Genomic DNA, 25,589 nt, shown 5'->3' with positions numbered 1-25,589 from the left:
GCGGGAGTCGGTCAGCAAGGCATCCGGGCCGGAGAGGAACCGGGTGCGTGCGCTGGCAGGCACGAGTTGGCCGGCCCTTCGGCTGTCGAGCGAAGGGCAGCAGTCCGATGATCATCTTTCGTTTCGCGCTGCGCTCGCTGCGCCACCGCCCCGCCAGCTTCGTGGCGAGCTTCGTCTCGCTGTTCCTCGGTGCCACGATCCTGATGACTTTCGCGTCGCTGCTGGACACTCGCGCCAACGCCGCCGTTGACGAGGCGACCGGAAGCATGCTGACCATCATGGCGAGCGCGGTCGGCGGCTGGGGCCTGGTGCTCGTCGTGGTCGCCGTGATGTCCACGCTCGGCTTGCTGGTACGCCAACGCGACGCTGAGCTGGCTCTGCTGAAAAGCGTCGGCGCGACGCCTGCGCAGATTGGCCAGCTGATCGTCGGCGAGGCCGTGTCCATCGCGATCATCGCGTTTCTCGCGGCGATCACACCGGCGGTGTTCGCCGGCAGGCTGGTGGTCGACCTGCTCAAGAACACTCAGCGCGTGCCGCGAGGCATGCCCGCCGAATTCGGTCCGTTCGCGATCGGCATCGGCCTCGGGATCACACTGCTCGCGGCCGCGATCGCAGCCGCGGCGACGGCGTGGCGCGGAGCCAGGATCGGGGTGCGGGAAGGACTGCTCACCGCTTCGGTCGGCGGTGCCCGGCCAGGGCGGGTCCGCCTCATCGCCGGGGTGCTCGTGCTCGCCGCCGGCATTTCCGCCGGAGTGCTGACCGCGACCGTGTTCACCGGCCGGGAGCCCGCGTTGATGGCTGTCGGCGGCCAGGGCGCCATCCTGTCCGCGGTCGGGTTCGCGCTGCTCGCGCCCTCGCTGCTGACGGTGATCACGCGGGCGCTGACCAGGGCGCTGAGGCGAACGGGCGCTAGCGGCCACCTGGCCGTGCTCAACCTGCGCGGGCAGACTCAGCAGCTGGCCGGGGCCCTCGTGCCGAACATCCTGTTCACCGGAATGGCCACCGGCACCCTCTACATGCAGAGCATCGAGAACTCCGCGGCGACCGGGGCGCGGACCGAGATCGCCCGGAGCATCGAAACGCTGAACTACGTGGTGGTCGGCATGGTCGCGTTGTTCGCCGCGATCATGGTGGTGAACACGCTCATCGCCACCACCATTCACCGCAGGCGGGAGTTCGGCCAGCAACGCCTCGTGGGTTCGACGCCGCCGCAGGTGCTCGGGATGGTCGGGCTGGAGGGAGCCGTGCTCGCGTCGACCGGGGTGCTGTTCGGCTCGATCGCCTCGGTCGCGACGGTGGTCCCGTACAGCCTGGTGAAGACAGGTTCGGTACTGCCGGACGCCACCATCACGATCTACCTCGGCATCGTGCTCACCGCGTGCGCGCTGACCCTGGCCTCCAGCGTCGGCACCGCCCGGCGGGCGATCCGCGTCCCGGCGGTGCGGGCCTGCCGCTGACCGGCCGCCGCTTCGCAGACGACCGGTTCGAGTGATGCGCACTCGAACATCCGTTCGACATACTGGCCTTATGTTGATCACCGAAACCCGGACCGCCCTGCGCCGTTCGGAGGAGCTTCCGCCCAGCCACCAGCGAAACCTTGACACCCGCGAACGCCGGGGGCTAACTTCTGCGCACTCTCAATGGTCTGTCCGCATACCTTTCAGGTGGGTGCCCGATGGATGTCTCCGATCAGCAGACCGGCCAGCCCGACGAAGACAGCGCTCGCCTGCACGCGCTCGGCTACGCGCAGGAACTCAAACGCACGATGTCGGCGTTCTCGAACTTCGCCGTGTCGTTCACGATCATCTCGATCCTCTCCGGCTGCCTCACGCTGTACGGCTTCGGCATGAAAACCGGCGGCCCGGCGGCGATGATCTGGGGCTGGCCGCTGGTCGGGCTGTTCGTGGTGCTGGTCGGGCTGGGCATGGCGGAGGTGTGCTCGAGCTACCCGACCGCGGGCGGGCTCTACTACTGGGCGGCGAAACTGGCGACGCGCAACGGCCCGGCGTGGTCGTGGTTCACCGGCTGGTTCAACCTGATCGGGCAGATCGCGGTCACGGCCGGCATCGACTTCGGCGCCGCGCTCTTCCTCAACGCGTTCCTCGATCTGCAGTGGGGCTTCAGCGCGACGCCGGGGCACACGATCCTGTTGCTGGCCGTCATTCTCGTCGTGCACGGGGTGCTGAACACCTTCGGCGTGCGTGTGGTGGCGGTGCTGAACAGCGTCAGCGTGTGGTGGCATCTGCTTGGCGTGCTGGTGATCGTGGGCGTACTCGTGTTCGTTCCGGCGAAACATCAGGAAGCGTCGTTCGTGTTCGGCAGTTTCGTGAACCAGACCGGCTGGGGTTCCGCGCCGTATGTGTTCTTGCTGGGTTTGCTGCTGGCGCAATACACCCTCACCGGCTACGACGCCTCGGCGCACATGACGGAGGAAACCAAGAACGCCGCGAAAGCGGGGCCGCGCGGCATCATCAACTCGATCCTCGTCTCGCTCGTGGCGGGCTGGATCCTGTTGATCGGCCTGACGTTCGCGATCCAGAACTACGACGGAGCCGTCAACTCGGCCACCGGCGTCCCGCCAGCGCAAATCTTCATCGACGCGACCGACGCGGTGACCGGCAAATTCCTGCTCCTGATCTGTATCGGCGCGCAGCTGTTCTGCGGCATGGCGTCGGTGACCGCGAACTCCCGCATGATCTACGCCTTCGCCCGCGACGGCGCGATCCCGGGTTCGAAGATCTGGCACAGCATCAACAAACGAACCCAAACACCGACCAACGCGGTGTGGCTGGCCGCTGGCGGTGCGCTGGTGCTCGCGCTGCCGTACCTGTGGAGCGCGACGGCGTACGCAGCAGTCACCTCGATCGCGACAGTGGGCCTGTACGTGGCGTACGTGATCCCCGTCTTTCTCCGCGTCCGCCGCGGCGACAGTTTCGAGAAAGGCCCGTGGAACCTGGGCCGCTGGGGCAAACCGATCGGCATCGTCGCGACGGGATGGGTCGCGGTGATCTTCGTGCTCTTCATGCTCCCCCAGGCGAGCCCAGTCACGGTCGACACGTTCAACTACACGCCGATCGCCTTCCTGGTCGTTCTGGGCGGGGCCGCCCTGTGGTGGGTGTTGTCGGCACGGAAGTGGTTCACCGGCCCGAAGGTGCAGGGCTCGGCGGCGGAACTCGCTGCGGTGGAAAAGGAACTGAAGGAACTCGGTTAGTCCCGCAAGCTCTCGAGACGGCCGGCCGTTCCCCGCCCGGCATCGCTCCGCTGGCTGGTGCTTGACCGGAGCCTGCGGGCGGGATCCGGCCGAACCGTCGCGTGCCGACCACGGCTTCGGTTCACTTCGTCTGCTGCGAAGTGAACCCGCCGTGACGGGACGCCCGATGCCATCCCGTCACGGCTCTCGCTTCGCAGCCAGACCACCCCGCCGACTCCACACCGAGGCTCGGGAACGACGACCGCGAGCTTCTCGCCGAGCGGCCGCGCCCTTTCGTCGGCCCGCTGCGCGGCGGATCTGCGGCAGCTGGGCTGGTGAAGGCGGCGGATCTCGAGGGCGGGTTCCGCGCTCAGGCGGCGGCTGGGCTGCCGGTGCGGGAAGCGGTCTCGATCGTCTGCCGCAGCCCGATCGCCGGTGCGCGGGCCAGCCGCTGCACTTCCCACCGCTGCCCCGCTCCCGCGCCCATGCCGGGCCCCGTCCGCCGACGGTGCCGGGGTTACCAACACCGTGTGCCGGGGTTACCGACACCGTGGCGGTGATGGCGCGCAACGGCAATGGCCCGCAGCGGCGGTGCGGCGGCGGTGCGCGGCGGTGGTGGTGTGCGGTGGCAGCGATACGGCAGCGGCGATGGTGCACGGCGGCCGCGGTGTGCGGCGGCGGCGATGCGGCGGTGGTGGTGTGCGGCGTGCGGCGGCGGTGCAGCGACGGCGTGCGTGCGGCGGCGGTGTGCAACGGCGAGCGGCGACGGCGTGCAGCGATGGTGCGCGGCGGCGGTAGTGCGGCGACGGCGTGCAGCGATGGTGCGCGGCGGCGGTAGTGCGGCGGCGATGTGCAGCGGTGGTGTGCGGTGCGGTGGCGGCGCGGCGTGCGGCAGCGGCGGTGGTGTGCGGTGCGGCGGCGGTGTGCGGTGCGGCGGCGGCGCGGCGTGCGGCAGCGGTGTGCCGTGCGGCGGCGGCGCGGCGTGCGGCAGCGGCGGCGGTGCGGGGTGCGGGGTGCGGGGTGCGGGGTGCGGGGTGCGGGGTGCGGGGTGCGGGGTGCGGCAGCGAAGCCACCCTGGCATCGATCCACAATCAGCCGCTCCTTCCGAGCCCACCCCAGTCGCTCTGCCCACCAGCCAGCCCGGAACCGAGCAGCAGCCGGTTACCCCTTCCCCGCCAATACCAAGCGGCCCACCCATCCGCCAACCGTCCCGCGTGGACCCGCGCCGTCCGCCACCACGCCCCGCCAGCCGACTCGCGCGGCCCCTGCCCGGCCACCCGAAAACCCCGCGCCCGACCCACCCCGAACGCACCCGCGCAACCCACCGACGACCACCCCCAACACCAGCGACCCGGCCCATCCGCCTCACCCCGAAGGGAGTCCCGACACGAATCCACACCATCCGCGTCCCGCGCGACGCATGAGTCAAGATGCGAAGCATGGAGACCTTGACGCTGGTCGGCGTGCTCGCCGGGTCGCTGGGGCTGACTGCGATCGCCCGGCGGTTCAACCTGTCCGCGCCGCTGCTCATCGTGGTGGTCGGGCTGGGGATCGCGTTGATTCCCGGTGTTCCGCGGGTCGAACTGGAGCCCGAGCTGATCCTGACCGTCGTGCTGCCGCCGTTGCTGTACTCGACGTCGCTGGAGAGTTCGATCTCCCACTTTCGTGCGAATCTGCGGCCGATCATCACGCTCGGCGTGCTGCTCGTGGTGGGCACCGCGTTCGTGATCGCCTTCGTCGTGCATTTGCTGCTGCCCGATTTGCCGTGGGCGTCGGCGCTGGTGCTCGGGGCGGTCGTGTCTCCGCCGGACGCGGTCACGGCGGTCGCGATCGGGCGGCGGCTCGGGCTGCCACGGGGCGTGATGACTGTGCTCACCGGCGAGAGCCTGGTCAACGACGCGGCCGCGCTCACGCTGTACAAGGTCGCGCTCGCGGCGGTGGCCGGGACGGCGGGGTCGCTCGGGCACGGGTTCGCGGTGTTCGCCGTCGCGACGGTGGTCGGCATTCTTGTCGGGCTGGTCGCGGGCGGGGTGGTCGAGCTGATCCGTGCGAGGCTGGACGATCCGCTGCTCGAATCGGCGTTCGGGATCGTGGTGCCGTTCGCGGCGTACGTCACCGCGGAGCATCTGCATCCGTTCGGATCGGAGTTCAGCGGGTCCGGCGTGCTGGCGGTCGTCACGGCGGGGCTGTTCCTCGGGCACCGATCGCTGCGGGCATCACCGGCGACGCGGGTGCAGGACCGGTCTGTCTGGGCCTCGATCGACGTCATGCTCGAAGCGCTGGTGTTCGCCTTGATGGCACTGCAACTGCCGTTCGTGCTCGACGGGGCGCAGCATGCCGCGCGGGACAACTGGACGCTCGCGCTGTCCGCGGTCGTCGTGTTGCTCGCGACGATGTTCGTGCGGATTCCCGCTGTTTTCCTGTCCAGTTACCTGCCCCGGTCGCTGCAGCTTCTCAGACGCACCAAGCACGATCCGCCTGCTTGGCGTTCGCTGGCGGTGATCTCCTGGACCGGCATGCGCGGTGTCGTCACCATCGCCGCCGCGTCGGGTGTTCCCGCGGACACGCCTGGGCGCGCCGAGATTCAGCTGTTCGCGTTCGCCGTCGCGGTCGGGACCGTGCTGATCCAAGGTCTCACGCTGCCGCCGTTGATCCGGCTGCTCAAGGTCCAAGACCCCGACGAGGACGCGCGCGACCAGGCCGAGGAGCTGGCCGCGCGCGAGGTCGCGCAGAAAGCCGCGCACGAGCGGCTGCGCGAACTCGCCCGCGATCAACTGTCCACATTAGACATCGAGCCGGAGAAAATGAAGCGGCTCGAACAACGGCTGGAACGCATGGTGGACACCCGTTACCGGTTCGCGCAGGCCGCGATCACCCTGTCCGGCGAGGAGCGCCGCGACAGCCCGCAGGCGCAGTTCGCCAAGGCGCGGCGGGAACTCCTCATCACCCAGCGTGCGGCGATGATCGAGGAGAACCGTGCCGGCCGCCTTGACGACGACGTCCTGCAGAAGGTGCTGCACGAACTCGATCTGGAGGAAATGTCAGTAACGACAACCCTTACGAACCGGATGAGTTGAGCTCGCCCGTCAGCCGCCAGGTACGCCGCCGGTCCTCGTCGGTGTGCAGGGCGGTCTGGGTGAGCAACACGTCGGTCGCGCCGGCGTCGAAATAACGCCGCACTCCGGCGGCGACCGTCTCCTCGTCGCCGATCAGCACCAGGTCCGCTGCGCTTTCGACGCCGCCCTCCTTCAGGATGCGCTGGTACGACGGGATCGAACCGTAGAAACCGAGTTCCTGCGCCGCGATTTCGCGCACCGCGTCGACGTCGCTGGTCACCACGGCCGGTACGGCGGCGATCACTCGCTTGCCCGGACCGATCCCGGGCACGATCAGGTTCGAAATCGCCTGCGGGCTGGCCAGATACGGCAGCGTGCCGTCGGCCAGTTCTCCGGTGACGCGCAACGCCTGCGGCCCCATCGCGGCGACGATCACCGAGATCGGCGTCGCCGGCGCTGGCTGCGACAGGTGGACTTCCAGCGTCGAGCCGGTGAAGTCGACTTGTTCCCCGGCGAACAGCGCGCGCAAGGCGGTCAGGTACTCCCGCAAGTGCCGCACCGGGGGCGGGTACGGCGTGCCGTAGACGGGTTCGAGGAAGTTCTTGGCACCAAGGCCGATGCCAAGCGTGAAGCGCCCGCCGGACGCCTCGCTCGCCGTGCGTGCCGCGGACGCCAGCACCAGCGGATGCCGCGGATAGATCGGCACGACGGAGGTGCCGATCTCGACTCGCGACGTCACCTGTCCGGCCAGCGCGGCCACCGCCAGCGCGTCGTGACTCGAGGGCAGTTGGGCGAACCAGATCGACGCCGCACCAGCCTCCTCGGCCTCGCGCGCCTGCTCCAGCACTTCGGTCACCGTGATGTTCGCCTGCGGAAGGGCGGGCAAGGTCAGTCCGACGCTCATGCCTCCAAGCTATCCAGGCCCACCACCGGTTTCTCACCAGCCGAAACAACCACGCGGCTTTGTACCAGCCGCTTTCTCAGCCGCCGAGAGCCCCTGCCGCACGCCGCGGCAGACCCGCACCCTGGACGCCCGACGACCCCAGGAGGACCGATGTCACTGACCGACGTCATCGACGGCACCCGCCAAGCCGTGCAGACGGACCGGCACAACGCGGCGGTGTCGTTCAGCGTCGACCACGCACTGGCCGCGAACACTTCGACGGTGGTGGACGTCCGGGTGCGCGACCACGCGTTCACCGTCGACGAGCCGCCCGCCCTCGGCGGCACCGACCAGGCCGCGAACCCGGTCGAGTACGCACTGGCCGCGCTCGGGTCCTGCCAGGTGATCACGTACCAGTTCTGGGCGGCCCGCCTCGGCATCCAGCTGGACGCGGTGCGCGTGAAGGTGGACGGAGACCTGGACCTGCACGGCTTCTTCGGCTTCGACGAATCGACCCGGCCGGGCTTCAGCGACGTGCGGGTGTCCGTGGAACTCGAAGGCCCAGCCTCGGCCGACGCCTACGAACAGTTGCGCCGCGCGGTGGATGAACACTGCCCGGTGCTCGACCTGTTCCGCAACCAAACCCCGGTCACCACCACGGTTCGCTGACGAAAAAACGGCCAGGCCGGCAGGAAACCAGCCTGGCCGCCAAAACCGAATAGATCAGGCGAACTCGTGCCGCACGATCGTCTGCTCCCGGCCGGGGCCGACGCCGATCGCCGAAACCCGGGCTCCCGACAGCTCCTCGATCCGCTCGACGTAAGCCCGCGCGTTGGCAGGCAGTTCGTCGTACGTGCGGCAGTGCGAGATGTCCTCGAACCAGCCCGGCAGCTCTTCGTAGATCGGGACCGCGTGGTGCACGTCGGTCTGGGTCATCGGCATGTCCGAGGTCCGGAAGCCGTCCACCTCGTAGCCGACGCACACCGGGACCTTCTCCAGGCCGGACAGCACGTCCAGCTTGGTCAGGAAGTAGTCGGTGATTCCGTTGACCCGCACCGCGTAGCGGGCGATCACCGCGTCGAACCAGCCGGTGCGGCGGGAACGGCCGGTGGTGACGCCGAATTCGCCGCCCTGCTTGCGCAGGTACTCGCCGGACTCGTCGTCCAGCTCGGTCGGGAACGGGCCGGAGCCGACGCGCGTCGTGTACGCCTTCAGGATGCCCAGCACGGTCGTGATGCGGCCCGGCCCGATGCCCGAGCCCGCGCTCGCGCCGCCGGACGTCGGGTTCGACGACGTGACGAACGGGTACGTGCCGTGGTCGACGTCGAGCAGCGTGCCCTGCGAACCCTCCAGCAGCACCGTTTCGCCGCGCTCCAGCGCCTGGTTCAGCTGCAGCCGGGTGTCGGCGATGCGGTGCGCGAACTTCTCGCCCGCCGCGAGCACCTCGTCGGCGACCTGGTCGGCGTCGAGCGCCTTGCGGTTGTAGACCTTGACCAGCACCTGGTTCTTGAACTCCAGGGCCGCCTCGACCTTCTGCCGGAAGATCTTCTCGTCCAGCAGGTCCTGCACGCGCACGCCGACGCGGGCGATCTTGTCCTGGTAGCACGGCCCGATGCCGCGGCCGGTGGTGCCGATTTTGCGGCTGCCCAGATAGCGCTCGGTGACTTTGTCGATCGCCACGTGGTACGGCATGATCAAATGCGCGTCGGCCGAGATCAGCAGTTTGCTGGTGTCGACGTCGCGCTCCTCGAGGCCGGCCAGTTCGTCCAGCAGCACGCCCGGGTCGATGACCACGCCGTTGCCGATGACGTTCGTCACGCCCGGCGTCAGGATCCCCGACGGGATGAGGTGCAGCGCGAAGTTCTCGCCGTTCGGCAGCACGACCGTGTGGCCCGCGTTGTTGCCGCCCTGGTAGCGGACGACCCACTGGACGCGGTCGCCGAGCAGGTCGGTGGCCTTGCCCTTGCCCTCGTCCCCCCACTGGGCACCGATCAGCACGATGGCCGGCATGTGACACTCCAGGTGTTCGGCAATAGGAATAGTGACCCCGGACGGGGGCACGGGTGGCGCTGGTAAATGCCGGTGCATGACTTTAACGGAGGACGCCGGAGTGCGCGGAATAGTGGTGGCCTGCGGCGCCGCGGCGGATCTGCCCGCGCGGCTCGGCGACGTCCCGCTGGTGCATGCCGGACCCCGTCCCGGCAAGGCAGAAATCGACCCCTTGCTGGGGGAACACGACCGGCTCGTCGTGCTGGGCTCCGACGCTGGCCTCGCCGCCGTGGTGGTGCGTCTCATGCGCCGCGAACTCCTCTCGGGCGTGTCCGTCGGTTTCGTGGCCACTGAGGCCGGCTCTCGCGTCGCCGAGCACTGGCGGCTGCCCTCGGACCCGGACGAGGCGTTCACGCTCGCCTGGAAGGGTGACGACACCGAGATCCCGCTCGTGCGCGACGACACCGGCGGAGTACTCCTCGGGCACGCGACCCTGCGCGATGTCAAGGGCCAGGCGTATTGCGACGAACAGGTGGCTTTCGACGGCTCGGTTTCCGGCATCGAGGTCGCACCGGACGACGCTGGAGTGACCGCCCGAATCACCCGCGGCAAGCTCCTCAAACGATCCTCGACGTATCGCGGGCGCGCCTTCCAGCTCGGCTGCGTGCCGACGTCTTCGCTGGTCATCGACGGTGTGCCGCAGGAACGCGAGATCACCCGCCGCACTTGGTACCGGCATACGGCCGACCTTCGGGCGGTCCGCGGCTGACCCGCTTCGGCCGCGCAGGGTTCAGGCCAGCTTGGACTCTCGGTGACTTTCCGTTTACTGAAGGTCGGTTTCCTGTCACCTGACGGTGTTGCGCGCGCCACTTTCGTGGTCAAAGGTGAACCAGTCCCGCACCTGACCAGGGAGGCAGAAATATGCCGACCACTCGTACAGTTCGCAACTCCTTGACCGTCCTGGCCGGCGTCGCGCTGCTCGGCTCGGTCACGGTCGGCGTCGCCGACGCCACCCCGCCCGGCATCCCGTCGGCGGACACCGCGAAAAGCCAGCTCGCCGGTCTCACGGTGAAACCGGACGGCTCGCAAGACGGCTACAGCCGCGACAAGTTCCCGCACTGGATCGACCAGGGCAACAACTGCAACACGCGCGAGATGGTGCTCAAGCGTGACGGCACGAACGTCCAGGTCGGCTCCGATTGCTATCCGACGTCCGGCAAGTGGACCTCGCCGTACGACGACGCGACCTGGAGCTCTCCGTCCGATGTGGACATCGACCACGTCGTTCCGCTCGCCGACGCGTGGCGCACCGGGGCCTCGTCCTGGACGCAGGAGCAGCGCCAGGCCTACGCCAACGATCTGTCCGATCCGCAGCTGATCGCGGTGACCGACAACGTGAACCAGGAAAAGGGCGACAAGTCGCCGGACCAGTGGAAGCCGCCGTCCACCGGCTACTGGTGCACCTACGCCAAGATGTGGGTCACGGTCAAGTACAAGTTCAAGCTCACCGTGAATTCGGCGGAGAAGTCTGCGCTGACGGACATGCTGGGGCGTTGCTGACGCTTTCGGGCCTACCGCGGGCACCGCTGCCGTCCTAGGGTCCGAACCCATGAGGAAGATCACGGCGGCGGTGCTGGCGGTGTTCCTGGTGCTCTGCGGAGCAGTCCCGGCCACGGCGGCAACCGGACGCAGAGTTGTTGTCTACTACCAAACGACGCACCAGAACGGGTCGTACATCTCCCCGCTGGGACTCACCGACCACGACACCGGCGCAACCGACGTGATCGTGGGCGCGGTGCACCTCAACGACGGCGGAACCATGACGCTCAACGACGATCCGCCCTCAGACGGCAAGTTCACGCAGATGTGGGCCGACCTCGCCACGATGCAAAGCAAAGGCGTGCACGCGCTCGCCTTCGTCGGCGGCGCGGCGAAGGGCAGCTTCCAGCGTCTGGAGCAGGACTTCGACACCTACTACCCGTTGCTGCGCAACCTGATCCGCGACCATTCGCTGTCTGGCATCGATCTCGATGTCGAAGAGCAGATGTCGAACGACGCCCTGAACCGGGTGATCGACGCGCTGCGAAACGACTTCGGCGCGGACTTCCTGATCACCCTCGCGCCGGTCGCGACCGAACTCAGCGGCGGCGGTGGGCTTTCCGGCCTCGACTACGACCGGCTTTATCGCGAGCGCGGCGACCAGATTTCCTGGTTCAACGCCCAGTTCTACTGCGGCTGGGGTTCGCTGGCGGACACCTCCGGCTATGACCAGATCATCGGCCGCGGCGTCGTCCCGGCAAGCAAGGTTGTCGCCGGAACTGTCACGAATCCCGCCAACTGCAACGGTTACGTCGACATGCCGACGCTGAAGAACACCGTCGGCAGCCTCGTCCAGAAGTATCCGGACTTCGGCGGCATCGACGGCTGGGAGTACTTCAACTCGCTGCCCGGCGACACCACCGCGCCGTGGGAGTGGGCACAGCAGATCGCGCCGACCGTCAAGGGTTAGCCAGCCGCAGGATTTCCCTTGCCAATGCGTCGTTCTGCCGGAATGAGATCGCATTCGTGCGCGGCCGCGTGAAGGCCCCCGCCGAGCGGACGCTCGTGTGCGGGCCGACCGCGAATCGCCGCGGATGCGCCGTTCCGTCCACAGTGAGCAGCCGGAAGTCGTTGAGCGTCGTGGCGATCCGCCCGGACGGCAGGGTCGCGCCGTCGACATCCGGCACGGTTTCCTCGGCCAGCGCGCCAGTGTCGCGCAGGCTGCGCAACAGCGGGTCGGACACTCGCGGGACACTCGCGTCCGGCAGTCGCGCCTCGATCAACGTGCGCGCGGCGACAGTGTCCGGGTGGCTGGCGCTCGAAGCGACGAACGTTCCGGCGGCCTCGTCGGCGGCGATCGAAATGTCCGCGCCGAGAAACGAAACGACACCAGCGTCCTCGAGCGCGAGCAGCTCGTCGAGACGCCGCGGCGGCGGACCACTGGCGTAGTAGGAGAAAAAGCCGTGGAACCATCCGTCCATATCGGACACTTGAGAGGCGGCGGTCAGCCGTCCCGTCGCGAGCAGCGCGGGCAGCTGGCCGATCACCGACAGCAGTGCCATGAACGCGCCGAGGTCCGCACTGTGGTGCACGTCCGCGCGCCGGGCAAGGTCTGATTCGATGTACTTCCGCACCGCTTTCCCGAATTCCTCACCGGAATCGAAGCGGCGGCCAGCGAACGGGCGATCCAGCCGTTCCAGGTCGAGCCGGTCTTCCCGGGCAGGAACCGCGGCCGCGATCAGAGCGTCCATTTCGGACGATTCCCAGGGCAGGTCGGCGAATTTGTCCGCGAAGACAGCGAAATCTGTGCGCACGCGGTCCGGATGGCCGGTGAACAGCTCGGTGTAATACGCCCAGGCGAGTTCTTTCGCGATGAGCGGCCACACGTCCACGCGGAAGTCGAGCGGGCCGGTCAGCCCGTCGATCGCCCGCTGGTCGAAGAACCTGGGCAGCTGCAACGGTTTCCCACGCAACCGGTAACCGGTCTTCGCGTGGTACGGCACCCCTCGCCGGGAACCGACGTGCAGCACCGGCTCTGCACCGCTCGGGTGGTAGCGCAAGCCGCCGCACGGCAATTCTTCGAACCGGCCGCCGCGCCCCTCCGTGAGCAACAGCATCAGGTCCACGAACGCCAGACCGAAACCGCGCACCAACACCGGTTCTCCAGCAGGCACAGCGGAATAGTCGACGTCCGCGGTGTAGCCAGCGGGGTAGTACGACAGCGCGTGCTGCTCGGCGAACGCCTCCAGTTCGCGTTCGCGAGAGTCCGGGACCGCGTCGAGGTGGCCGACAGTCAGCACCACGGCATCGGCGACCACGGTCGTGCCGTCGGAAAGCCGCACCGTTTCGTCGTGGTCGATACGCTCGGCCGTGGCGAGATGTTCGACCACCGTGATGCCGGGCGGCAATTCGGCCACCACCTTGCGGTAGAACCACTCCAGGTACCGGCTCTGCAGCCGCCGGGTCGGGAAATCCGTGGAGGCGAGGCTCTCGAACTCGGCGCGGACGTCGTCCGGCACCGGATAGGCGACGGTGCCCGCGCGCACCTGCCGCACCCACTCGATCAGCGACGGACCCGGCCGCACCGGACCGTCGATCCGGACAGTGTCGTCGGTGAACACGGTGACGTCCTCGGGCATCGAGTTCATCCGCAGCAGCGGCGACTGCTCGTACCGCCACACGCGGCCAGGGCCGGGCGGGAACGGGTCGATGAGGTGGACTTCGACGCGCCGGTCGCCGAGCAGGCCGGCGGCGTTCGCGGACAGCCGTTCGAGGACGCCGACCCCGCGAGGTCCGGCGCCCACGATGGCGAGCGTGAACGTCGGGAGAGCGGTCACCCGGGCGAAGCTACGCGGCTGGATGGCCGGACGGCGGCCGTTCCACTCTGCGGACGGTCCACCCGAAAGGATGTGTCACAAACCACAAAGATCGATCTGGCCCCAGCCGAGAGTGCGGAGCGCTATCGTCTGGACACGTGGCGAACTGATCGTGACCTGTCGGATACCGGCGAAAGAACCTAGAGAATCACCAACAGTCACGAGACACTGAGCTTGACAACTCACTTCGTGTGACCGGCCCGTGACCAGGAGGTTCTAGGGTCACCCGTTGGTCACTAGTGCGGCACAGTCCGCACACAGCAGCGGGGAGAACACGCATGACGACAGCACCACACCGGGTCACGTTCCGCGAGGTGTTCGGAGTCGCCGAGTTCCGCGCGATGTGGTTCGGCGAACTGCTGTCGATCGCCGGTGACCAGCTGGCCCGGGTCGCGTTGTCCGTCCTGGTCTACGCCAACACCGGTTCCGCGACGCTGACCGGCCTCACCTACGCGCTCACGTTTTTCCCGTCGCTGCTCGGCGGCATCTTCCTCACCGGATTCGCCGATCGCTTCCCGCGCCGGGCGGTCATGGTCACTGTCGACCTCACGCGCGCGGCGCTGATCCTGTGCGTAGCCATTCCCGGACTGCCGTTCTGGGCACTATGCGTGCTCGTCGGCTGTGTTTCACTGCTGAATCCGCCGTTCAAGGCGTCTCAGCTGGCGTTGCTGCCGCAGGTGCTCGAAGGCGACCGGTTCGTGGTCGGCATGGGCATCCGGAGCATGACGGTCCAATCCGCACAGCTGCTCGGTTTCGCCGGCGGTGGCGCGCTGCTGCTCGCGATGGACGCCCACCTCGCCCTGGTGCTCGACGCGGGCACCTTCGTGCTCTCCGCGCTCTTCCTCCGCTTCGGACTGAAAGCCCGCCCCGCGGCGGCCAGCGGGGAAAAGCGCAAGCCGTTCTTCTCGTCGCTGAGCGCGGGCGGCCGCGTCGCGTTCGCGACCAGTGCGTTGCGTTCGTTGATGGTCTTCACCTGGCTCGCCGGTCTGATGCCGGTGTACGAGGGCATCGCCGCGCCCTACGTGGCTTCCTCGGGCGGCGGGTCCGAAATGATCGGCTTGCTGCTCGCCGCCGACCCGGTGGGCAGCGTGATCTTCACGTTCGTCTACACGCGCTGGGTGCCCGCCGGGATCCGGCCGAAGCTGATCGGCCCGATGACCGCGCTCGCCGCGATCCCGTTGCTGCTCTGTTTCCTGCAGCCGGGGCCGATCGTCTCGGTGATCCTGTTCGTGATTTCCGGCGGTTTCGGCACGATCGCGCTGCTGCAGGCGACCGCCTCGCTGACGGTCGCGGTTCCGGACGAGAGCCGGGCGCAGACGATGGGGCTGTCGAACACCGGATTGACCACGACAATGGGCGTGACTCCGTTGATCGGCGGGGTCATCGCGGACCACGTGAGCGCCCAGACGACGGTCGGGATCTTCGGATTGGCCGGGTTGCTCATTACGATTCCGCTCGCGATCGCGTGGCAGCGGAGCGTTTCCGGACAGGCTGAAGGCGGGTCAGCGAAGGAAGCCACACGCGCCGAACATGCCTGAACTACCCCGACATGCCCCGCGCGTGAGGCTCTGACCTGCGCGACCTTGCGGTGCTGCTACGCGGTCACTGTTCCTTGCTGCGCATCGCTGGTCACCCTTCATCCGGCGTGTTCGGGAAAAATGTACACACCTAAGGCCCTTGTGGACAGGCGGCAAACGGTCTGAAACTGTGAGTAAGGCGAGTGTCACTGGAGATCCGCGCAAGACCCGGGGGGAAAAATGGTCACATTGGGGGAATTTTCACGTCTGGGGCTGCGCGATGCGGTTGCCCGGTGGTCGCTCTGGTCCCGACCGCGACAGTGGGTCGCGGTCACGCTGACGAGCATGGCCGTCACCGTGGTGCTCACCGTGGTGAGCACGCTGGTGTTCCCGGTCAGCCTCGGCGAGATCGGCATCCTCGGCATGCTCGCCGGCCTGGCGATCGCGCAGACCGAGGTCACCCGCCAGATCGAGCGGCAGCGCCGGATGTTGAGCCAGGGCCCGCACATCACCGTCACGTCGGTGTGGCTGCTTCCGGCGGCGCTGCTGGTGCCGCCGCAGCTGGTCGCCGCGCTGGGCGTGATCATCTACGTCTACCTGGCGTTCCGCAGCTGGCACGGCACGCGCCCCGGTGAGGCGCACCGCGTCGCGGCCAACGCGACCACGATGATCCTGTCCGGTTTCGGCGCCGCGCTGGCCGGACACCTCGCGGACGGCGACAGCGTCGCCACTGTGGTCGCGGGCGCGCTCGGCTATTTCCTGGTCAACACCGCTCTGACCGGCCTTGGTCTGTACCTGACCGACCCGGCGAAGGCGACGGCCGAATCCTGTCTCGGCACCATGGACGACAACCTGCTGGAACTGGCGACCCTGTGCGTCGGCGGGCTGCTCGTGATGGTGCTGAGCCATGAACCGCTGCTGTCGGTGCTGGTGATCCTGCCGCTGTACGTGCTGCAGCGGTCGATGCTGATCAAGCGGCTCGAGGAACTCGCGACGACGGACCAGAAAACCCAGCTGCTCAACGCCACCACCTGGCAGGACGGCGCGCAGCGCGAGATTTCCCGCGCCGAGCGCGAGAACGGCAGCTTCGGCGCGCTGATGATCGACCTCGACCACTTCAAGCGGATTAATGACACGTACGGCCATCTCGCGGGCGATGACGTGCTCAAAGCCGTTGCCGCGGTGGTGAAACAGGAGACCCGGGCACACGATCTCGTCGGCCGTTTCGGCGGCGAGGAGTTCGTCGCGCTGCTGCCGTCGACGTCCAAAGAAGACGCGATCGTGACCGCGGAACGGATCCGGCAGCGCATCAGCGAGCTGGTGATCCCGACGCAGACGAACGAAGGCGAAGCAGTCGCGATCGAAAACCGCACCGCGTCGATCGGGGTGGCGGCGTTCCCGCTGGACGGGACAAGCATCGAGGAAGTGATGGCGGCGGCCGACGCCGCTGTCTACGCGGCGAAGAACAGCGGACGCAACCGGGTCGTCGGCTCGGTCGCTCCAACCCGGGAACTCGCGGCGGTCGCCTGAGAGCCTCGGACCCGGCCGGCACCCTCCCCCGGCCGGCCGGGTCCATCCTTCACCTGCCAGCGGCAGGGAAGCTCAGTCCAGTTCGCCGTAGAGGAGCTTGCTGGCTTCTGCTTGGCTTGAGGTGATCACCTCGCGTTCCACGGCTTTGGCGACTAGGGCATCGAAGGACCGGTACAAGCTTCTCTGCCGCCGCCGTGGCTGCCCGCGAGTTCTCCCAGCAACTATGCCAAGCGGAACCGCCCCACAGCCGGGAATCCGGGAGTGCCGCCCGTGCCAGCCACCGAAATCCGCCTCGCCCGCACCGACGAATTCGCCGCCGTCGCCGCGTTGCGCTGGCGTTGGGTAAGTGACCAAGACGGTCCGCCGAAACGCGATCGGACCGAATTCCTCCGCGAATTCGCCGCCTGGGCCCGCGCACACGCCGAAACTCATCGGTGTCTGGTAGCGGTCCGAGACGAGCACGTGCTCGGCATGGCGTTCCTCGCCCTCACCCCCAGAGTGCCGACGCCGCACGACTTTTCGCGGGTCTGCGGCGACGTGCAATGCGTGTACGTCGTGCCGGAAGCACGCGACAGCGGCGTCGGCGGACTCCTGATCGAGGCGATTTTGCGGCTGGCCGCGGAATCCGGGCTGGAGCGGGTGACCGTGCACTCCTCGGATCGCGCGATCCCGGCCTATCTGCGGCACGGATTCGCGGTGTCGCAAAACCTGCTCCACAGCGAACTGCGGATCGCGGTCGACGTACCCGCTAACCGAACATATCCGTAGGCCCCTCCGGGGTTTTCCCTTGGGCGAGGTCCCGGAACTGCTGCGCGGTGCGCTGCACGAACGCCGCCGACGCGCGGGGGCCAAGGGAGATGTCGCGGATCCGGTCCGCGACCTCGCAGTAGGTGTCGTTCCCCTCGTCGAGGAGGAAGGCCCCCGAGTGCTGGTGCTCGAAGTAGACGATCGGATCGCCGACCTCCACGTGGTACACGCAAAACCGGCCCGCCAGGCCCGGATGCCCGCCGTTGCCCGCGGGCACGACGCGAACCGACAGCTTCGCCGACGTCGCCATCAGGTCGGCGAGGAACCGCAGCTGCCGGGCCATCGTCGAAGGCCCGCCGATCGGATTGCGCAATGCCGCCTCGCCCAGCAACACCTCGCACGGGATCGCGCCGGGGCCGACCACCAGCGGCCTGCGCATCATCCGGAGCTCCGCCTGGCGTTCCGCGTCCTTCAGCGGCAATCCGTCGGCGAGGAACAGCGCTCGCGCGTAGTCCGGGATCTGCAGCAGTCCCGGCACGAGCAGCGGCTGCCATTCGACGACCGACGTCGCGGCGCGTTCGCAGGCGAGCAGCCCGCCGAGGTGGTCCGGGTCGGACTGCTTGCCGCGGGCGACCCAGCCCGGTTCGGCGGTGCCGCGCGCCAGTTGCAGGATCCGCTGTTTCTCCGCGCCGACGACACCGAGCGCGCCGAGGATGCCCGCGACGTCCTCCAGCGCGGGAATCCGTTGTCCCAGCTCCCAGTTCGACACCAGCGCAGGGTTGGTGCCGACTCGCCGGGCGAGTTCTCGGAGTCCGAAACGGGCGTCGATCCGGGCCTCGCGCAGTGCGGTGCCGAGGGTGCGGATCCGGGGGGTGAGCATGGCCGTGCCTCGCATGGCCGCCTTTGTAGGTGTCACCAAATGCGAACACCTCAGGCTGTCACCCGAAGGTGGGCAACGTGCCGGTCGCGCCCCGGTTTTCCGGGCCGCGACCGGCGGCCCAGTGTCACTTCAGGCCGGTCGCCTCGGCCGCCGCCGGGTCGGAATCGGCGAGGAACGTCTTGCAGCGCTCGTGCTCCTCGGACTCGCCGATGCGCTCAGCAGCCAGGCCGAGCGCGGCGAGCGCGCGCAGGAAACCCTGGTTCGGCCGGTGCGCCCACGGCACCGGGCCGAAACCCTTCCAGCCGGCGCGGCGGAGCTGGTCGAGGCCGCGGTGGTAGCCGGTGCGGGCGTAGGCGTACGCGGCGACGGTCTCGCCGTCGGCGAGCGCGCGCTCGGCGAGCGTGGCCCAGGCCTCGCTGTAGTCGGGGTGTTCGGCGGCCACGGCGGACGGGTCCGTCCCGGAGTCGAGCGCGGCCTGCGCTTCGGTGTGCTCGGGCAGCAGCGTGGGCTCGGGGCCCAGCAGGTTGTGCGTCATGCCGCCATTGTGCCCACGATGCCAGCGGGTCAGAGGAACAGGCTGGTCAGCACGCCTCCGCCGGCCAGCACGAGGGCGGCGATCAGCACAGCGGCGACGGCTCGTTTCGGCATCATGGGCCGACACCCTGCCGTGCCGGGCCGCGCACGGGCAAGTCCGCCACCCGTAGGGGTGAACCCCGGTTTTTGCCCCTTCTCGCGTCGCCTGCTCTTGCGGCAGGGGATGATGGCGCCTATGACGAAGGCGGTTGAAGACGTCGCCGGCCCCGCGGTCCCGCGCGGACCCGTTGGCAAGACCAGGCTTTTCTTCGCGACGCACTGGCACCGCGGCGCGCCGGGACAGCCGACTCCGGCGTGGGTGCTGCGGTTCTGTTACGGCATGTGGCTGACCGCTTTCGCGTTCAAGCTCGTCGGGTCGTCGTGGGACATGTCGTGGCACTTCAAGTGGCTGCGCGACGACCTCGCCCCGCCGCACCTGATCAACACCGTCGGCACGGTGATCATCGTCGTGCTGGTGGCGATCCACAGCTACACCGGCCTCGGCTGCGACCGGCGCTCGCTGCGGCTCATGCAGGCCGGGCTGATCGTGTTCCTGGTCGCCGCGCCGCTCGACGTGATCAACCACCGCGTGAACGGCCTCGACCTGACCGCGTGGAGCCCGTCGCACATGATGCTGTACCTCGGCACCGGCATCATGCAGGCCGGCGTCCTGCTCGGCTGGCTGCGGCTGTCCCCGCCGGGCCGCTTCCGGACCGGGGTGCTGCTCGCGCTGTGGGCGTTCTTCCTGGAGAACACGTTCTTCCCGAACGGACAGCAGGAGTACGGCATCCTCGGCCTGCGGGCCTGGGAACGCGGCGCGCCGGAGGCGGAGCCGACGCTGCTTTCCTTCGCCGCCAACCAGATCGGCCACCCGGTGGACCGGCCCGCGGTGCTGCACTTCACGATGCCGATCCCGGAGTGGGTGTACCCGCTGTGGGGCATCGGGGTTTCGGCGCTGATCCTCGTGCTGGCCCGCAAGACCGTCGGACGGCGCTGGGCGGCGCTGACCGTGGCCGGCGCGTATGTCGCCTACCGGGCCGTGATGTGGCCGCTGCTGCTGGCGCTGGGCTTCCCGGTGTCGACGGTGCCGTTCTATCTGCTGGCCGTCGGGCTCGCGGTGGATCTAGCCTTCCTTCTGCCGCGACCCGCGCTGGCGGGGGCGGTTTTGGTGACTGTGCTCGGGTACGGGGCGTTCTGGGTGCAGTCGCAGCTGCGGCCTTGGCTGCTCGGGGAACAGCAGACGGAGTCCGCGCCGCCGGTGGCGTATTGGACGGCTTTGGTCGCCGTGGTGGCGGTGTTCGCGTTGTGGGCCGGGGCCGGTCCGGCGAAGGAGTGGTGGGCTTCCCGGCGCGCGGTCGCGGCGTAGGACGACGCTGCCATTCGAGTGATTCGCGATCATGCTCGTTCCGGGACGGCTCCTTTCCGGAATACTGCGGACACCGGCAGTAACCTCGGGGAGGGGGTTCCGTGGCGCTCAGTTCGCACGCCCGAAAGCGGCAGCTCGCCGCGAACCTGGTCGCGGAGCGGTATCCCGGACTGAATTCCTTGCAGCGCAATGTTTTCGCCGAGCTGGTGGCCCGCACCGCGGAGGGCTGGCATCTCGCGGTGCACACCGGAGCGGCGCCGGCCGCGGACGCTTACCTGATCGGCCGGGTCGGGGTGTTCGCCATTGTTGTCGCTGATCCAGCCCCGGATGCCGAGACGATGCGGGCGGTGCTGCGCCAGGTCGACGAACGGTTCGCCGGGCTGGCGCTTCCGGGCGAGCGGCGCGTCGCCGCGAGCGCGGTCACCCCGGTCGTGATCGGCGCCCCGGATTCCCCGGCCGGGCCGCGCAACGCCGGGCCGTTCTGGTCGCTGCCCGCTTCCCGGCTGGATCAGCTTTTCCGGCGCGACACCGTGCATCTGACCGCCAAACAAGCCGCGCGGATCGCCGGTGCGCTGCGACCGCGGCTGGACGGGTACGACTGGCCGAAGATCGAGCCGTCAGCCGGGGCGGAGGAGCCTTTCGAGCTGCTCTCCGCGACGAGTGTCGCCGAGAATCAGCTGGCGGCGGCGGTGGAGCGGCCGTTCGACACGTGGATGACGTTCCTGCACCCGGACCAGGCGGCGCTGGCGACGCGGAACTACGGCGGTCCGGCCCGGATCAGCGGACCGGCCGGCACGGGCAAGACCGTGGTGGCGCTGCATCGGCTTCGGTACGCGGGACGCCGGAGCACGGGTCCGTTGCTGTTCACGACGTTCGTGCGGAATCTGCCGCCGGTGAACGAGACCGCGTTTCGCCGGCTGGCCCCGGAGATGGCGGATCGGGCGGAGTTCGTCAGCCTGCACTCCTGGGCGAGCGCGTTCCTCGCCAGCCGGGGAATCCAGGTGAACATCTCGTTCGAGACCTCGTTCAGTCTCGCCTGGAAAGCGCACAGCAGCGAACTCCAGGACGATGGGCCGCATTATTGGGCGGACGAAGTGCACCGGGTGATCAAGGGCAGGGGCATCAAGACTCTCGCCGAATACCAGCGGGTGGTCCGCCGCGGACGGCGACGACGTCTCGACAGCCGCCAGCGCGCCACGGTCTGGCAGGTGTACCTGGACTACCAGAAGAACCTGGCGGAGCGAGACGCTCACGACTTCGACGATCTGCTGACCAAGGCGCTGGAAGAGCTTGAACGGCAACCGATTGAGGAGCCGTACGCCGCCGTGGTCGTCGACGAAGTGCAGGACATGACGCTGACCGGCCTGCGGCTGCTGCTCGCAATTGCCGGTGACGGGCCGAATCAGCTGTTGCTCGTCGGTGATGGCCAGCAGCAGGTCTATCCGGGCGGCTGGCGGCTTTCCGACGCCGGGATCCCCGTTCAGGGCCGTGGCGAGGTACTCAAAGTCAACTACCGCAACCGCGTCGGCATCCTGGATTTCGCCCGGCGGATCACCGCGCTCAACGAGGTCGACGACCTGGACGGCGCGGCCGGGGTCGCACTGCGCGACGCGGCCGCGGTGAACGAAGGCGGGATTGCGAAGTCCTGGGAGGGCACCGAATCCGAGCTTCCGGACGCACTGGCCGCCGCGGTGCGAGACCTCGACATTCCGCACGGTGAGGCCGCGCTGATCACCTTCAGCAACAAAGACGCCCAGCAGTGCCGGAAGCTGCTGGAGCAGGCCGGTGTCTCCACCCGGCCGATCGAACATCACACCGGCGAGACCGGCGACCGGCTGTACGCGGGGACCGTGCACAAGGCGAAAGGACTGGACTTCCGTGCGGTGCTGGTCGTGGACTTCGTGCATCCCGAGCCGGAAGACCCCGCTACGGAGCAAGAAAAACGCGAGCTGCGGAACCGGCAACGGCTCGTCGCCGCCACTCGCGCGCGGGACTATCTCTGGTGGGCGACCGTAAAGTCCTAACTGGACAGAAGACGGCGGTAATAGTCGGTGGCCGGTTTGATGCCGTGTTCCGGATCGGCGTTGTACAGCCCGTCTGGACCTTTCGGCCCGAAGCTGTACGGCTGATACAGCGTCGCGCAGGACGGTTCGGTCTTGGCAAGCCGTTGCCAGCGTTGCCATTCCGCGTCGTAGCGGGCCAGGTGGTAGCACATTACGGCTTTGTTGTATCCGCCGGCGTAGCCGCGCAGCATCACTTCCCAACCGTGGTGCACCACCCGGTGCCAGGATTGGCCATAGCGCGCTGACACTCGCAGGTACGTCCGGTCGGCGTGGTCGCGTAGCGGAAGCGTGCCGGACAGCGCGACGATTTCGTCCCACATCTGTGCTGCGCGGGCCTTCTCCGCCCGCACCGGTTCGACCCGCCCGGCCGCGACGATCGCGGCGTAATCACTGGTCAGGTCCTTGTCGGAGCCGCCGAGGAACTGGTCTCGGGTCCACATCAGCCTGCCCATCGGGTGCACCACGCTGTAATGCCCGCGCAGCACGGCGGCCGCCGACAGCAACGCCAGCCGACGGAAGCGGCGGACCTGGTCGCCGTGCAAGCCGAGCCGCGTCGTCGCGTATTCGGTGAACGCCCCTTCCTCGCCGAGCCCGGTGTCGCGGGTCCAGCGGGCGACTACCCAGGTGTTGAGGTCGCACCACAGTTCGTTCTGAAGATACGGCCCGCGCCAACCGCCGCCTCGGGACCACGTCCAGATTCCGGCGATGATCGGATTGCCGGCGACCTCGGCGAGCCCGATCGGGCCGGAGCGCGGCTGGGCGCGGAATTCTTCGAAGCCGTTGACCACACCGTCGATCACGTAATTCGGGAAAGCTCCCTTTCCCTCGTACTCGCGCTGGCATTCCACCTCGATGATCTGCCGGTGCTTGCCGACGCCGATGGTGCGGTTGAACGGGATGGTCCGCCAGAAGTCCTTCTCGGTGTGCTTGATCGAGAAGACCAGGTTTTCGTGCGTTTCGACCTGGTCGGTCACCTGCCGGTAGAAGTCGGGGTCGCTGGTCAGCTTGTCGCTTCCGGTGGACCAGGTGCGGTAGAAGACTCGCTTGCCAGCGCGTACGCACAGCTCGTCGCGCAGGATGCCGAGCAGGGTCAGGTGACTGGCGGCGCCGTTGGTGATCGGGTTGTTTCCGGTGTGGAACGGCACGTTCTGCACGTAAGTCTCGCCGGTGCGCACGACAATTCCGTCCAGGCCGGGGAACCGCGCGCAGATCTCGCGCAGCATCAGCCGGTGGATGTGCTGAGTAAGCGGACGGTCGAAGCTGATGCGGCCTTTGCTGTCGAGGATTTGGTCGCCGTACAGTTCGACTAGGCGCTTCGGCAGCACGATGATGTCGGTGAAGAAATAGGCCGCGATGCCCGCCGCGTGTGCTCGCGCGAAGTGCGCGTCGATCTTTTTCGCAGTGGCTTCGACCCAGGTGCGGCCCGGTGAGCCAGCGGGGAAAATCCGCTCATCGAACGTCTCGAAGGTGATCGCGGTCTGCGGCGGGGTGAACTCGTTGATCACCTGACCGTCGTAGCCGTAGCTCTTCAACGTCGCGGGATCGTTGAAGCGACTGGAAAACAGCGGTTCGCCGGGGTTGTTCTGAACCATGTCGAGCAGGAACGGCAGCCGCCGCCCGGCGGGTTTCGGGTCAGCGAACGCGGTCCCCGCAGTGGCCGCAAGGGCGATCCCGCCAAGCAACGCCGTCCGCCGGCTGGTTTCCCACGCTGCACTCATGACGGCCGCCCTCGATAGATCTGATGTATCCACTCGACCATAAGAAAGGCATCCAGCCGAGTCAATCGACCAACTGTCGTGTTCATGCTTGTGAATAGTTCTTGACCAGACAGGATGCTTGCCGGCTTGCCAGGTGAGCTGGTACCCCTGAAAGGCCAATACATCTGATGACCGTCGGAGTGGATGCGTCATAAACCAGGCAGGAATCAGCCGCCGCAGTGTGCTCGCCGCAGCGGGCACCGCCGGACTGCTCGGACTCACCTCGGCACCGGCTCAGGCCGCCCCCGCCGCCACCCCGTGGTATCCCTCCGCCAAATTCGGCATTTTCCTTCACTGGGGCGCTTATTCAGCCGCGGCGTGGGGCGACGCCAAACACGCTGCGGAGTGGTACCTGTACGCCATGAACGTCACGGATCCCGCACGCGGCACCGGAACCCGTGACCACCACCTGAAAACCTACGGCGCGGACTTCGCGTACGACCAGTTCATCCCGCGTTTCACCGCCCGCCGCTACGATCCGCGCTCCTGGGTGAGACTGTTCGAACAAGCCGGAGCCCGATATTTCGTGCTGACTTCCAAGCACCACGACGGTTTTCAGCTGTTCCGCAACACCGCGTCCGACCGCAATTCCGTCCGGCTGGGCCCAGGCCGCGACCTGGTCGGCGAACTGTTCTCCGCCGCCGCGCACTCCCGGCTCAAACGCGGCCTCTACTACTCACTGGGCGAGTTCTACAACCCCGCCCTGGGAACCGCACCGAGAAACCCTTACACCGGCTCGGAAATCGACTACACCGGCTACCGTCCGGTCACCGACTACGTGACGCAATACGAGCACGCACACCTGAAAACCCTGATCGACCAGTACGATCCGGACCTCCTGTGGGCAGACGGCCAGGGCTACCACGAATTCGGCGGCGGCCCGATCTTCCGTCCGAAGAACTGGGACTGGCGCAGCCACGAAATCTTGTCCTACTACTACCGGCACGCCGCCGACCGCCCGCACCCGAAGAGCGTCCTGGCAAACGACCGCTTCGAGGCTTCGCACGCGGATTTCGCTACTGTCGAAGGGGATAACAAGAAGTACGTCCTGCGCCCGGATCCGTGGGAAGCCTGCCTGAACATCGGAAAATCCTGGGGCTACAACGAAAACGAGGACCCGGCGAAGATCAAGTCTTCGGTACAGCTGATCCGCCTGCTCGCCGAAGTGGTGAGCAAGAACGGAAACCTGCTGCTCAACATCGGCCCGCGCGAGGACGGCACGATCGCGGACTGGATGAGTTCGCGCCTGCTGGACATGGGCCGCTGGCTACGCCTGAACGGCCGCGCGATCTACGGTTCGACGCCCTGGCACCGAGCGATGGACGGCGACCTTTGCTACACCCGCACGCGCGGCGCGTTCAACCTGATCCCGCTCCATTGGCCTGGCGCGCGGCTTCTCGTGCCGGGGGATGTCCCGATTAGCGGTCGGTCACGGATTCGGCTTCTGGGCGGGGGTTTCCGGCCGTTGCCGTGGGCGCGTACGGCGGAGGGGATCGTGATCGACCTGCCGGTGCGTCGGACGGATGACTTCACAGAGGAGTTTCCGGCGGTGCTCTCGGTGACGGACTAGTAGGTGCGGGTCTCGGAGGGCGTCTGCGCTTTAGTGCCGCCGGCGAGCGTTGT

At 68.0% G+C, this 25,589-nt stretch carries 20 protein-coding genes; 14 read left to right on the top strand and 6 right to left on the bottom strand.

Annotated elements, in window-relative coordinates; all coding sequences use genetic code 11:
• Nucleotides 1-107: 107 nt before the first annotated feature.
• From ACWGIC_RS00350 to ACWGIC_RS00335, 4 genes are all read left to right on the top strand, one after another.
• Nucleotides 108-1,457, top strand: a complete 1,350-nt coding sequence (locus tag ACWGIC_RS00350; protein WP_452073709.1) for an FtsX-like permease family protein — start codon at nt 108-110, stop codon at nt 1,455-1,457.
• Between the two features lie 218 nt (nt 1,458-1,675).
• The gene (locus ACWGIC_RS00345; protein WP_452073708.1) at nt 1,676-3,211 is read left to right on the top strand and encodes an amino acid permease; all 1,536 of its coding nucleotides are present in this window, start codon (nt 1,676-1,678) and stop codon (nt 3,209-3,211) included.
• Between the two features lie 604 nt (nt 3,212-3,815).
• Complete coding sequence (locus tag ACWGIC_RS00340) at nt 3,816-4,028, top strand: hypothetical protein (protein ID WP_452073707.1); 213 nt, start codon at nt 3,816-3,818, stop codon at nt 4,026-4,028.
• A gap of 601 nt (nt 4,029-4,629) precedes the next feature.
• Complete coding sequence (locus ACWGIC_RS00335; protein ID WP_452073706.1) at nt 4,630-6,267, top strand: Na+/H+ antiporter; 1,638 nt, start codon at nt 4,630-4,632, stop codon at nt 6,265-6,267.
• Here ACWGIC_RS00335 and ACWGIC_RS00330 read toward each other — a convergent pair.
• Nucleotides 6,248-7,150 (bottom strand): TIGR03564 family F420-dependent LLM class oxidoreductase, encoded by a 903-nt coding sequence (locus ACWGIC_RS00330; RefSeq protein ID WP_452073705.1) that lies wholly within the window; start codon nt 7,148-7,150, stop codon nt 6,248-6,250. The two genes, ACWGIC_RS00335 and ACWGIC_RS00330, sit on opposite strands and share 20 nt — an antisense overlap.
• A 150-nt stretch (nt 7,151-7,300) precedes the next feature.
• Between ACWGIC_RS00330 and ACWGIC_RS00325 the strand changes: the two genes are divergently transcribed.
• Nucleotides 7,301-7,798, top strand: a complete 498-nt coding sequence (locus tag ACWGIC_RS00325; RefSeq protein ID WP_452073704.1) for an OsmC family protein — start codon at nt 7,301-7,303, stop codon at nt 7,796-7,798.
• A gap of 54 nt (nt 7,799-7,852) precedes the next feature.
• Here ACWGIC_RS00325 and ACWGIC_RS00320 read toward each other — a convergent pair whose 3' ends face one another.
• A complete protein-coding gene (locus tag ACWGIC_RS00320) occupies nt 7,853-9,139 on the bottom strand; it encodes an adenylosuccinate synthase (RefSeq protein WP_009084870.1) in 1,287 nt (428 codons plus the stop codon).
• A 76-nt stretch (nt 9,140-9,215) separates the two neighbouring features.
• Between ACWGIC_RS00320 and ACWGIC_RS00315 the strand changes: the two genes are divergently transcribed.
• The 3 genes from ACWGIC_RS00315 (at nt 9,216) to ACWGIC_RS00305 (ending at nt 11,627) form a co-directional block, all read left to right on the top strand.
• A complete protein-coding gene (locus ACWGIC_RS00315) occupies nt 9,216-9,887 on the top strand; it encodes a hypothetical protein (protein ID WP_452073703.1) in 672 nt (223 codons plus the stop codon).
• A 152-nt stretch (nt 9,888-10,039) separates the two neighbouring features.
• Complete coding sequence (locus tag ACWGIC_RS00310) at nt 10,040-10,678, top strand: HNH endonuclease family protein (protein WP_452073702.1); 639 nt, start codon at nt 10,040-10,042, stop codon at nt 10,676-10,678.
• A gap of 49 nt (nt 10,679-10,727) precedes the next feature.
• Nucleotides 10,728-11,627 carry a glycosyl hydrolase family 18 protein gene (locus tag ACWGIC_RS00305; protein ID WP_452073701.1) on the top strand — a complete coding sequence of 300 codons (900 nt, stop codon included), beginning with the start codon at nt 10,728-10,730 and terminating at the stop codon, nt 11,625-11,627.
• On the opposite strand, the gene ACWGIC_RS00300 is transcribed toward ACWGIC_RS00305, so the two are convergent.
• Complete coding sequence (locus ACWGIC_RS00300) at nt 11,617-13,494, bottom strand: FAD/NAD(P)-binding protein (RefSeq protein ID WP_452073700.1); 1,878 nt, start codon at nt 13,492-13,494, stop codon at nt 11,617-11,619. The genes ACWGIC_RS00305 and ACWGIC_RS00300 overlap by 11 nt on opposite strands.
• Before the next feature lie 317 nt (nt 13,495-13,811).
• On the opposite strand from ACWGIC_RS00300, the gene ACWGIC_RS00295 reads away from it, so the two are divergent.
• The 3 genes from ACWGIC_RS00295 (at nt 13,812) to ACWGIC_RS00285 (ending at nt 17,348) form a co-directional block, all read left to right on the top strand.
• The gene (locus ACWGIC_RS00295) at nt 13,812-15,071 is read left to right on the top strand and encodes an MFS transporter (RefSeq protein WP_452073699.1); all 1,260 of its coding nucleotides are present in this window, start codon (nt 13,812-13,814) and stop codon (nt 15,069-15,071) included.
• 324 nt (nt 15,072-15,395) lie between these two features.
• Entirely contained in the window at nt 15,396-16,580 is a 1,185-nt protein-coding gene (locus ACWGIC_RS00290) for a GGDEF domain-containing protein (RefSeq protein WP_452073698.1), read from the top strand.
• A gap of 261 nt (nt 16,581-16,841) precedes the next feature.
• Nucleotides 16,842-17,348: a GNAT family N-acetyltransferase gene (locus ACWGIC_RS00285; protein ID WP_452073697.1), complete on the top strand. Its 507-nt coding sequence runs from the start codon at nt 16,842-16,844 to the stop codon at nt 17,346-17,348.
• Here ACWGIC_RS00285 and ACWGIC_RS00280 read toward each other — a convergent pair.
• Nucleotides 17,329-18,222, bottom strand: a complete 894-nt coding sequence (locus ACWGIC_RS00280) for a helix-turn-helix domain-containing protein (RefSeq protein ID WP_452073696.1) — start codon at nt 18,220-18,222, stop codon at nt 17,329-17,331. The genes ACWGIC_RS00285 and ACWGIC_RS00280 overlap by 20 nt on opposite strands.
• Before the next feature lie 109 nt (nt 18,223-18,331).
• Nucleotides 18,332-18,742, bottom strand: a complete 411-nt coding sequence (locus ACWGIC_RS00275; protein WP_452073695.1) for a DUF3151 domain-containing protein — start codon at nt 18,740-18,742, stop codon at nt 18,332-18,334.
• Between the two features lie 234 nt (nt 18,743-18,976).
• Here ACWGIC_RS00275 and ACWGIC_RS00270 point away from each other — a divergent pair, with 234 nt between their 5' ends.
• Both ACWGIC_RS00270 and ACWGIC_RS00265 read left to right on the top strand, forming a co-directional pair.
• Nucleotides 18,977-20,146: a hypothetical protein gene (locus ACWGIC_RS00270; RefSeq protein WP_452073694.1), complete on the top strand. Its 1,170-nt coding sequence runs from the start codon at nt 18,977-18,979 to the stop codon at nt 20,144-20,146.
• Between the two features lie 101 nt (nt 20,147-20,247).
• Nucleotides 20,248-22,170: a UvrD-helicase domain-containing protein gene (locus ACWGIC_RS00265; protein WP_452073693.1), complete on the top strand. Its 1,923-nt coding sequence runs from the start codon at nt 20,248-20,250 to the stop codon at nt 22,168-22,170.
• On the opposite strand, the gene ACWGIC_RS00260 is transcribed toward ACWGIC_RS00265, so the two are convergent.
• Nucleotides 22,167-23,927 carry a hypothetical protein gene (locus tag ACWGIC_RS00260; RefSeq protein WP_452073692.1) on the bottom strand — a complete coding sequence of 587 codons (1,761 nt, stop codon included), beginning with the start codon at nt 23,925-23,927 and terminating at the stop codon, nt 22,167-22,169. The two genes, ACWGIC_RS00265 and ACWGIC_RS00260, sit on opposite strands and share 4 nt — an antisense overlap.
• 220 nt (nt 23,928-24,147) lie before the next feature.
• Here ACWGIC_RS00260 and ACWGIC_RS00255 point away from each other — a divergent pair, with 220 nt between their 5' ends.
• The gene (locus ACWGIC_RS00255) at nt 24,148-25,536 is read left to right on the top strand and encodes an alpha-L-fucosidase (protein ID WP_452073691.1); all 1,389 of its coding nucleotides are present in this window, start codon (nt 24,148-24,150) and stop codon (nt 25,534-25,536) included.
• Nucleotides 25,537-25,589: the final 53 nt, after the last annotated feature.

Source organism: Amycolatopsis sp. NPDC054798, from assembly GCF_053611505.1.
Note: the sequence above shows the minus strand (reverse complement) of the source record. Positions and strands in the feature narration are given on the sequence as shown.

Bases quoted from the DNA above. Each gene is read 5' to 3' on its own strand.
- ACWGIC_RS00310 (WP_452073702.1), top strand. From the start codon at position 10,040: ATGCCGACCACTCGTACAGTTCGCAACTCCTTGACCGTCCTGGCCGGC.
- ACWGIC_RS00290 (WP_452073698.1), top strand. From the start codon at position 15,396: ATGGCCGTCACCGTGGTGCTCACCGTGGTGAGCACGCTGGTGTTCCCG.
- ACWGIC_RS00305 (WP_452073701.1), top strand. From the start codon at position 10,728: ATGAGGAAGATCACGGCGGCGGTGCTGGCGGTGTTCCTGGTGCTCTGC.
- ACWGIC_RS00260 (WP_452073692.1), bottom strand. From the start codon at position 23,927: ATGAGTGCAGCGTGGGAAACCAGCCGGCGGACGGCGTTGCTTGGCGGG.
- ACWGIC_RS00270 (WP_452073694.1), top strand. From the start codon at position 18,977: ATGACGAAGGCGGTTGAAGACGTCGCCGGCCCCGCGGTCCCGCGCGGA.
- ACWGIC_RS00320 (WP_009084870.1), bottom strand. From the start codon at position 9,139: ATGCCGGCCATCGTGCTGATCGGTGCCCAGTGGGGGGACGAGGGCAAG.
- ACWGIC_RS00350 (WP_452073709.1), top strand. From the start codon at position 108: ATGATCATCTTTCGTTTCGCGCTGCGCTCGCTGCGCCACCGCCCCGCC.
- ACWGIC_RS00345 (WP_452073708.1), top strand. From the start codon at position 1,676: ATGGATGTCTCCGATCAGCAGACCGGCCAGCCCGACGAAGACAGCGCT.
- ACWGIC_RS00315 (WP_452073703.1), top strand. From the start codon at position 9,216: ATGACTTTAACGGAGGACGCCGGAGTGCGCGGAATAGTGGTGGCCTGC.
- ACWGIC_RS00295 (WP_452073699.1), top strand. From the start codon at position 13,812: ATGACGACAGCACCACACCGGGTCACGTTCCGCGAGGTGTTCGGAGTC.
- ACWGIC_RS00330 (WP_452073705.1), bottom strand. From the start codon at position 7,150: ATGAGCGTCGGACTGACCTTGCCCGCCCTTCCGCAGGCGAACATCACG.
- ACWGIC_RS00335 (WP_452073706.1), top strand. From the start codon at position 4,630: ATGGAGACCTTGACGCTGGTCGGCGTGCTCGCCGGGTCGCTGGGGCTG.
- ACWGIC_RS00280 (WP_452073696.1), bottom strand. From the start codon at position 18,222: ATGCGAGGCACGGCCATGCTCACCCCCCGGATCCGCACCCTCGGCACC.
- ACWGIC_RS00325 (WP_452073704.1), top strand. From the start codon at position 7,301: ATGTCACTGACCGACGTCATCGACGGCACCCGCCAAGCCGTGCAGACG.
- ACWGIC_RS00275 (WP_452073695.1), bottom strand. From the start codon at position 18,742: ATGACGCACAACCTGCTGGGCCCCGAGCCCACGCTGCTGCCCGAGCAC.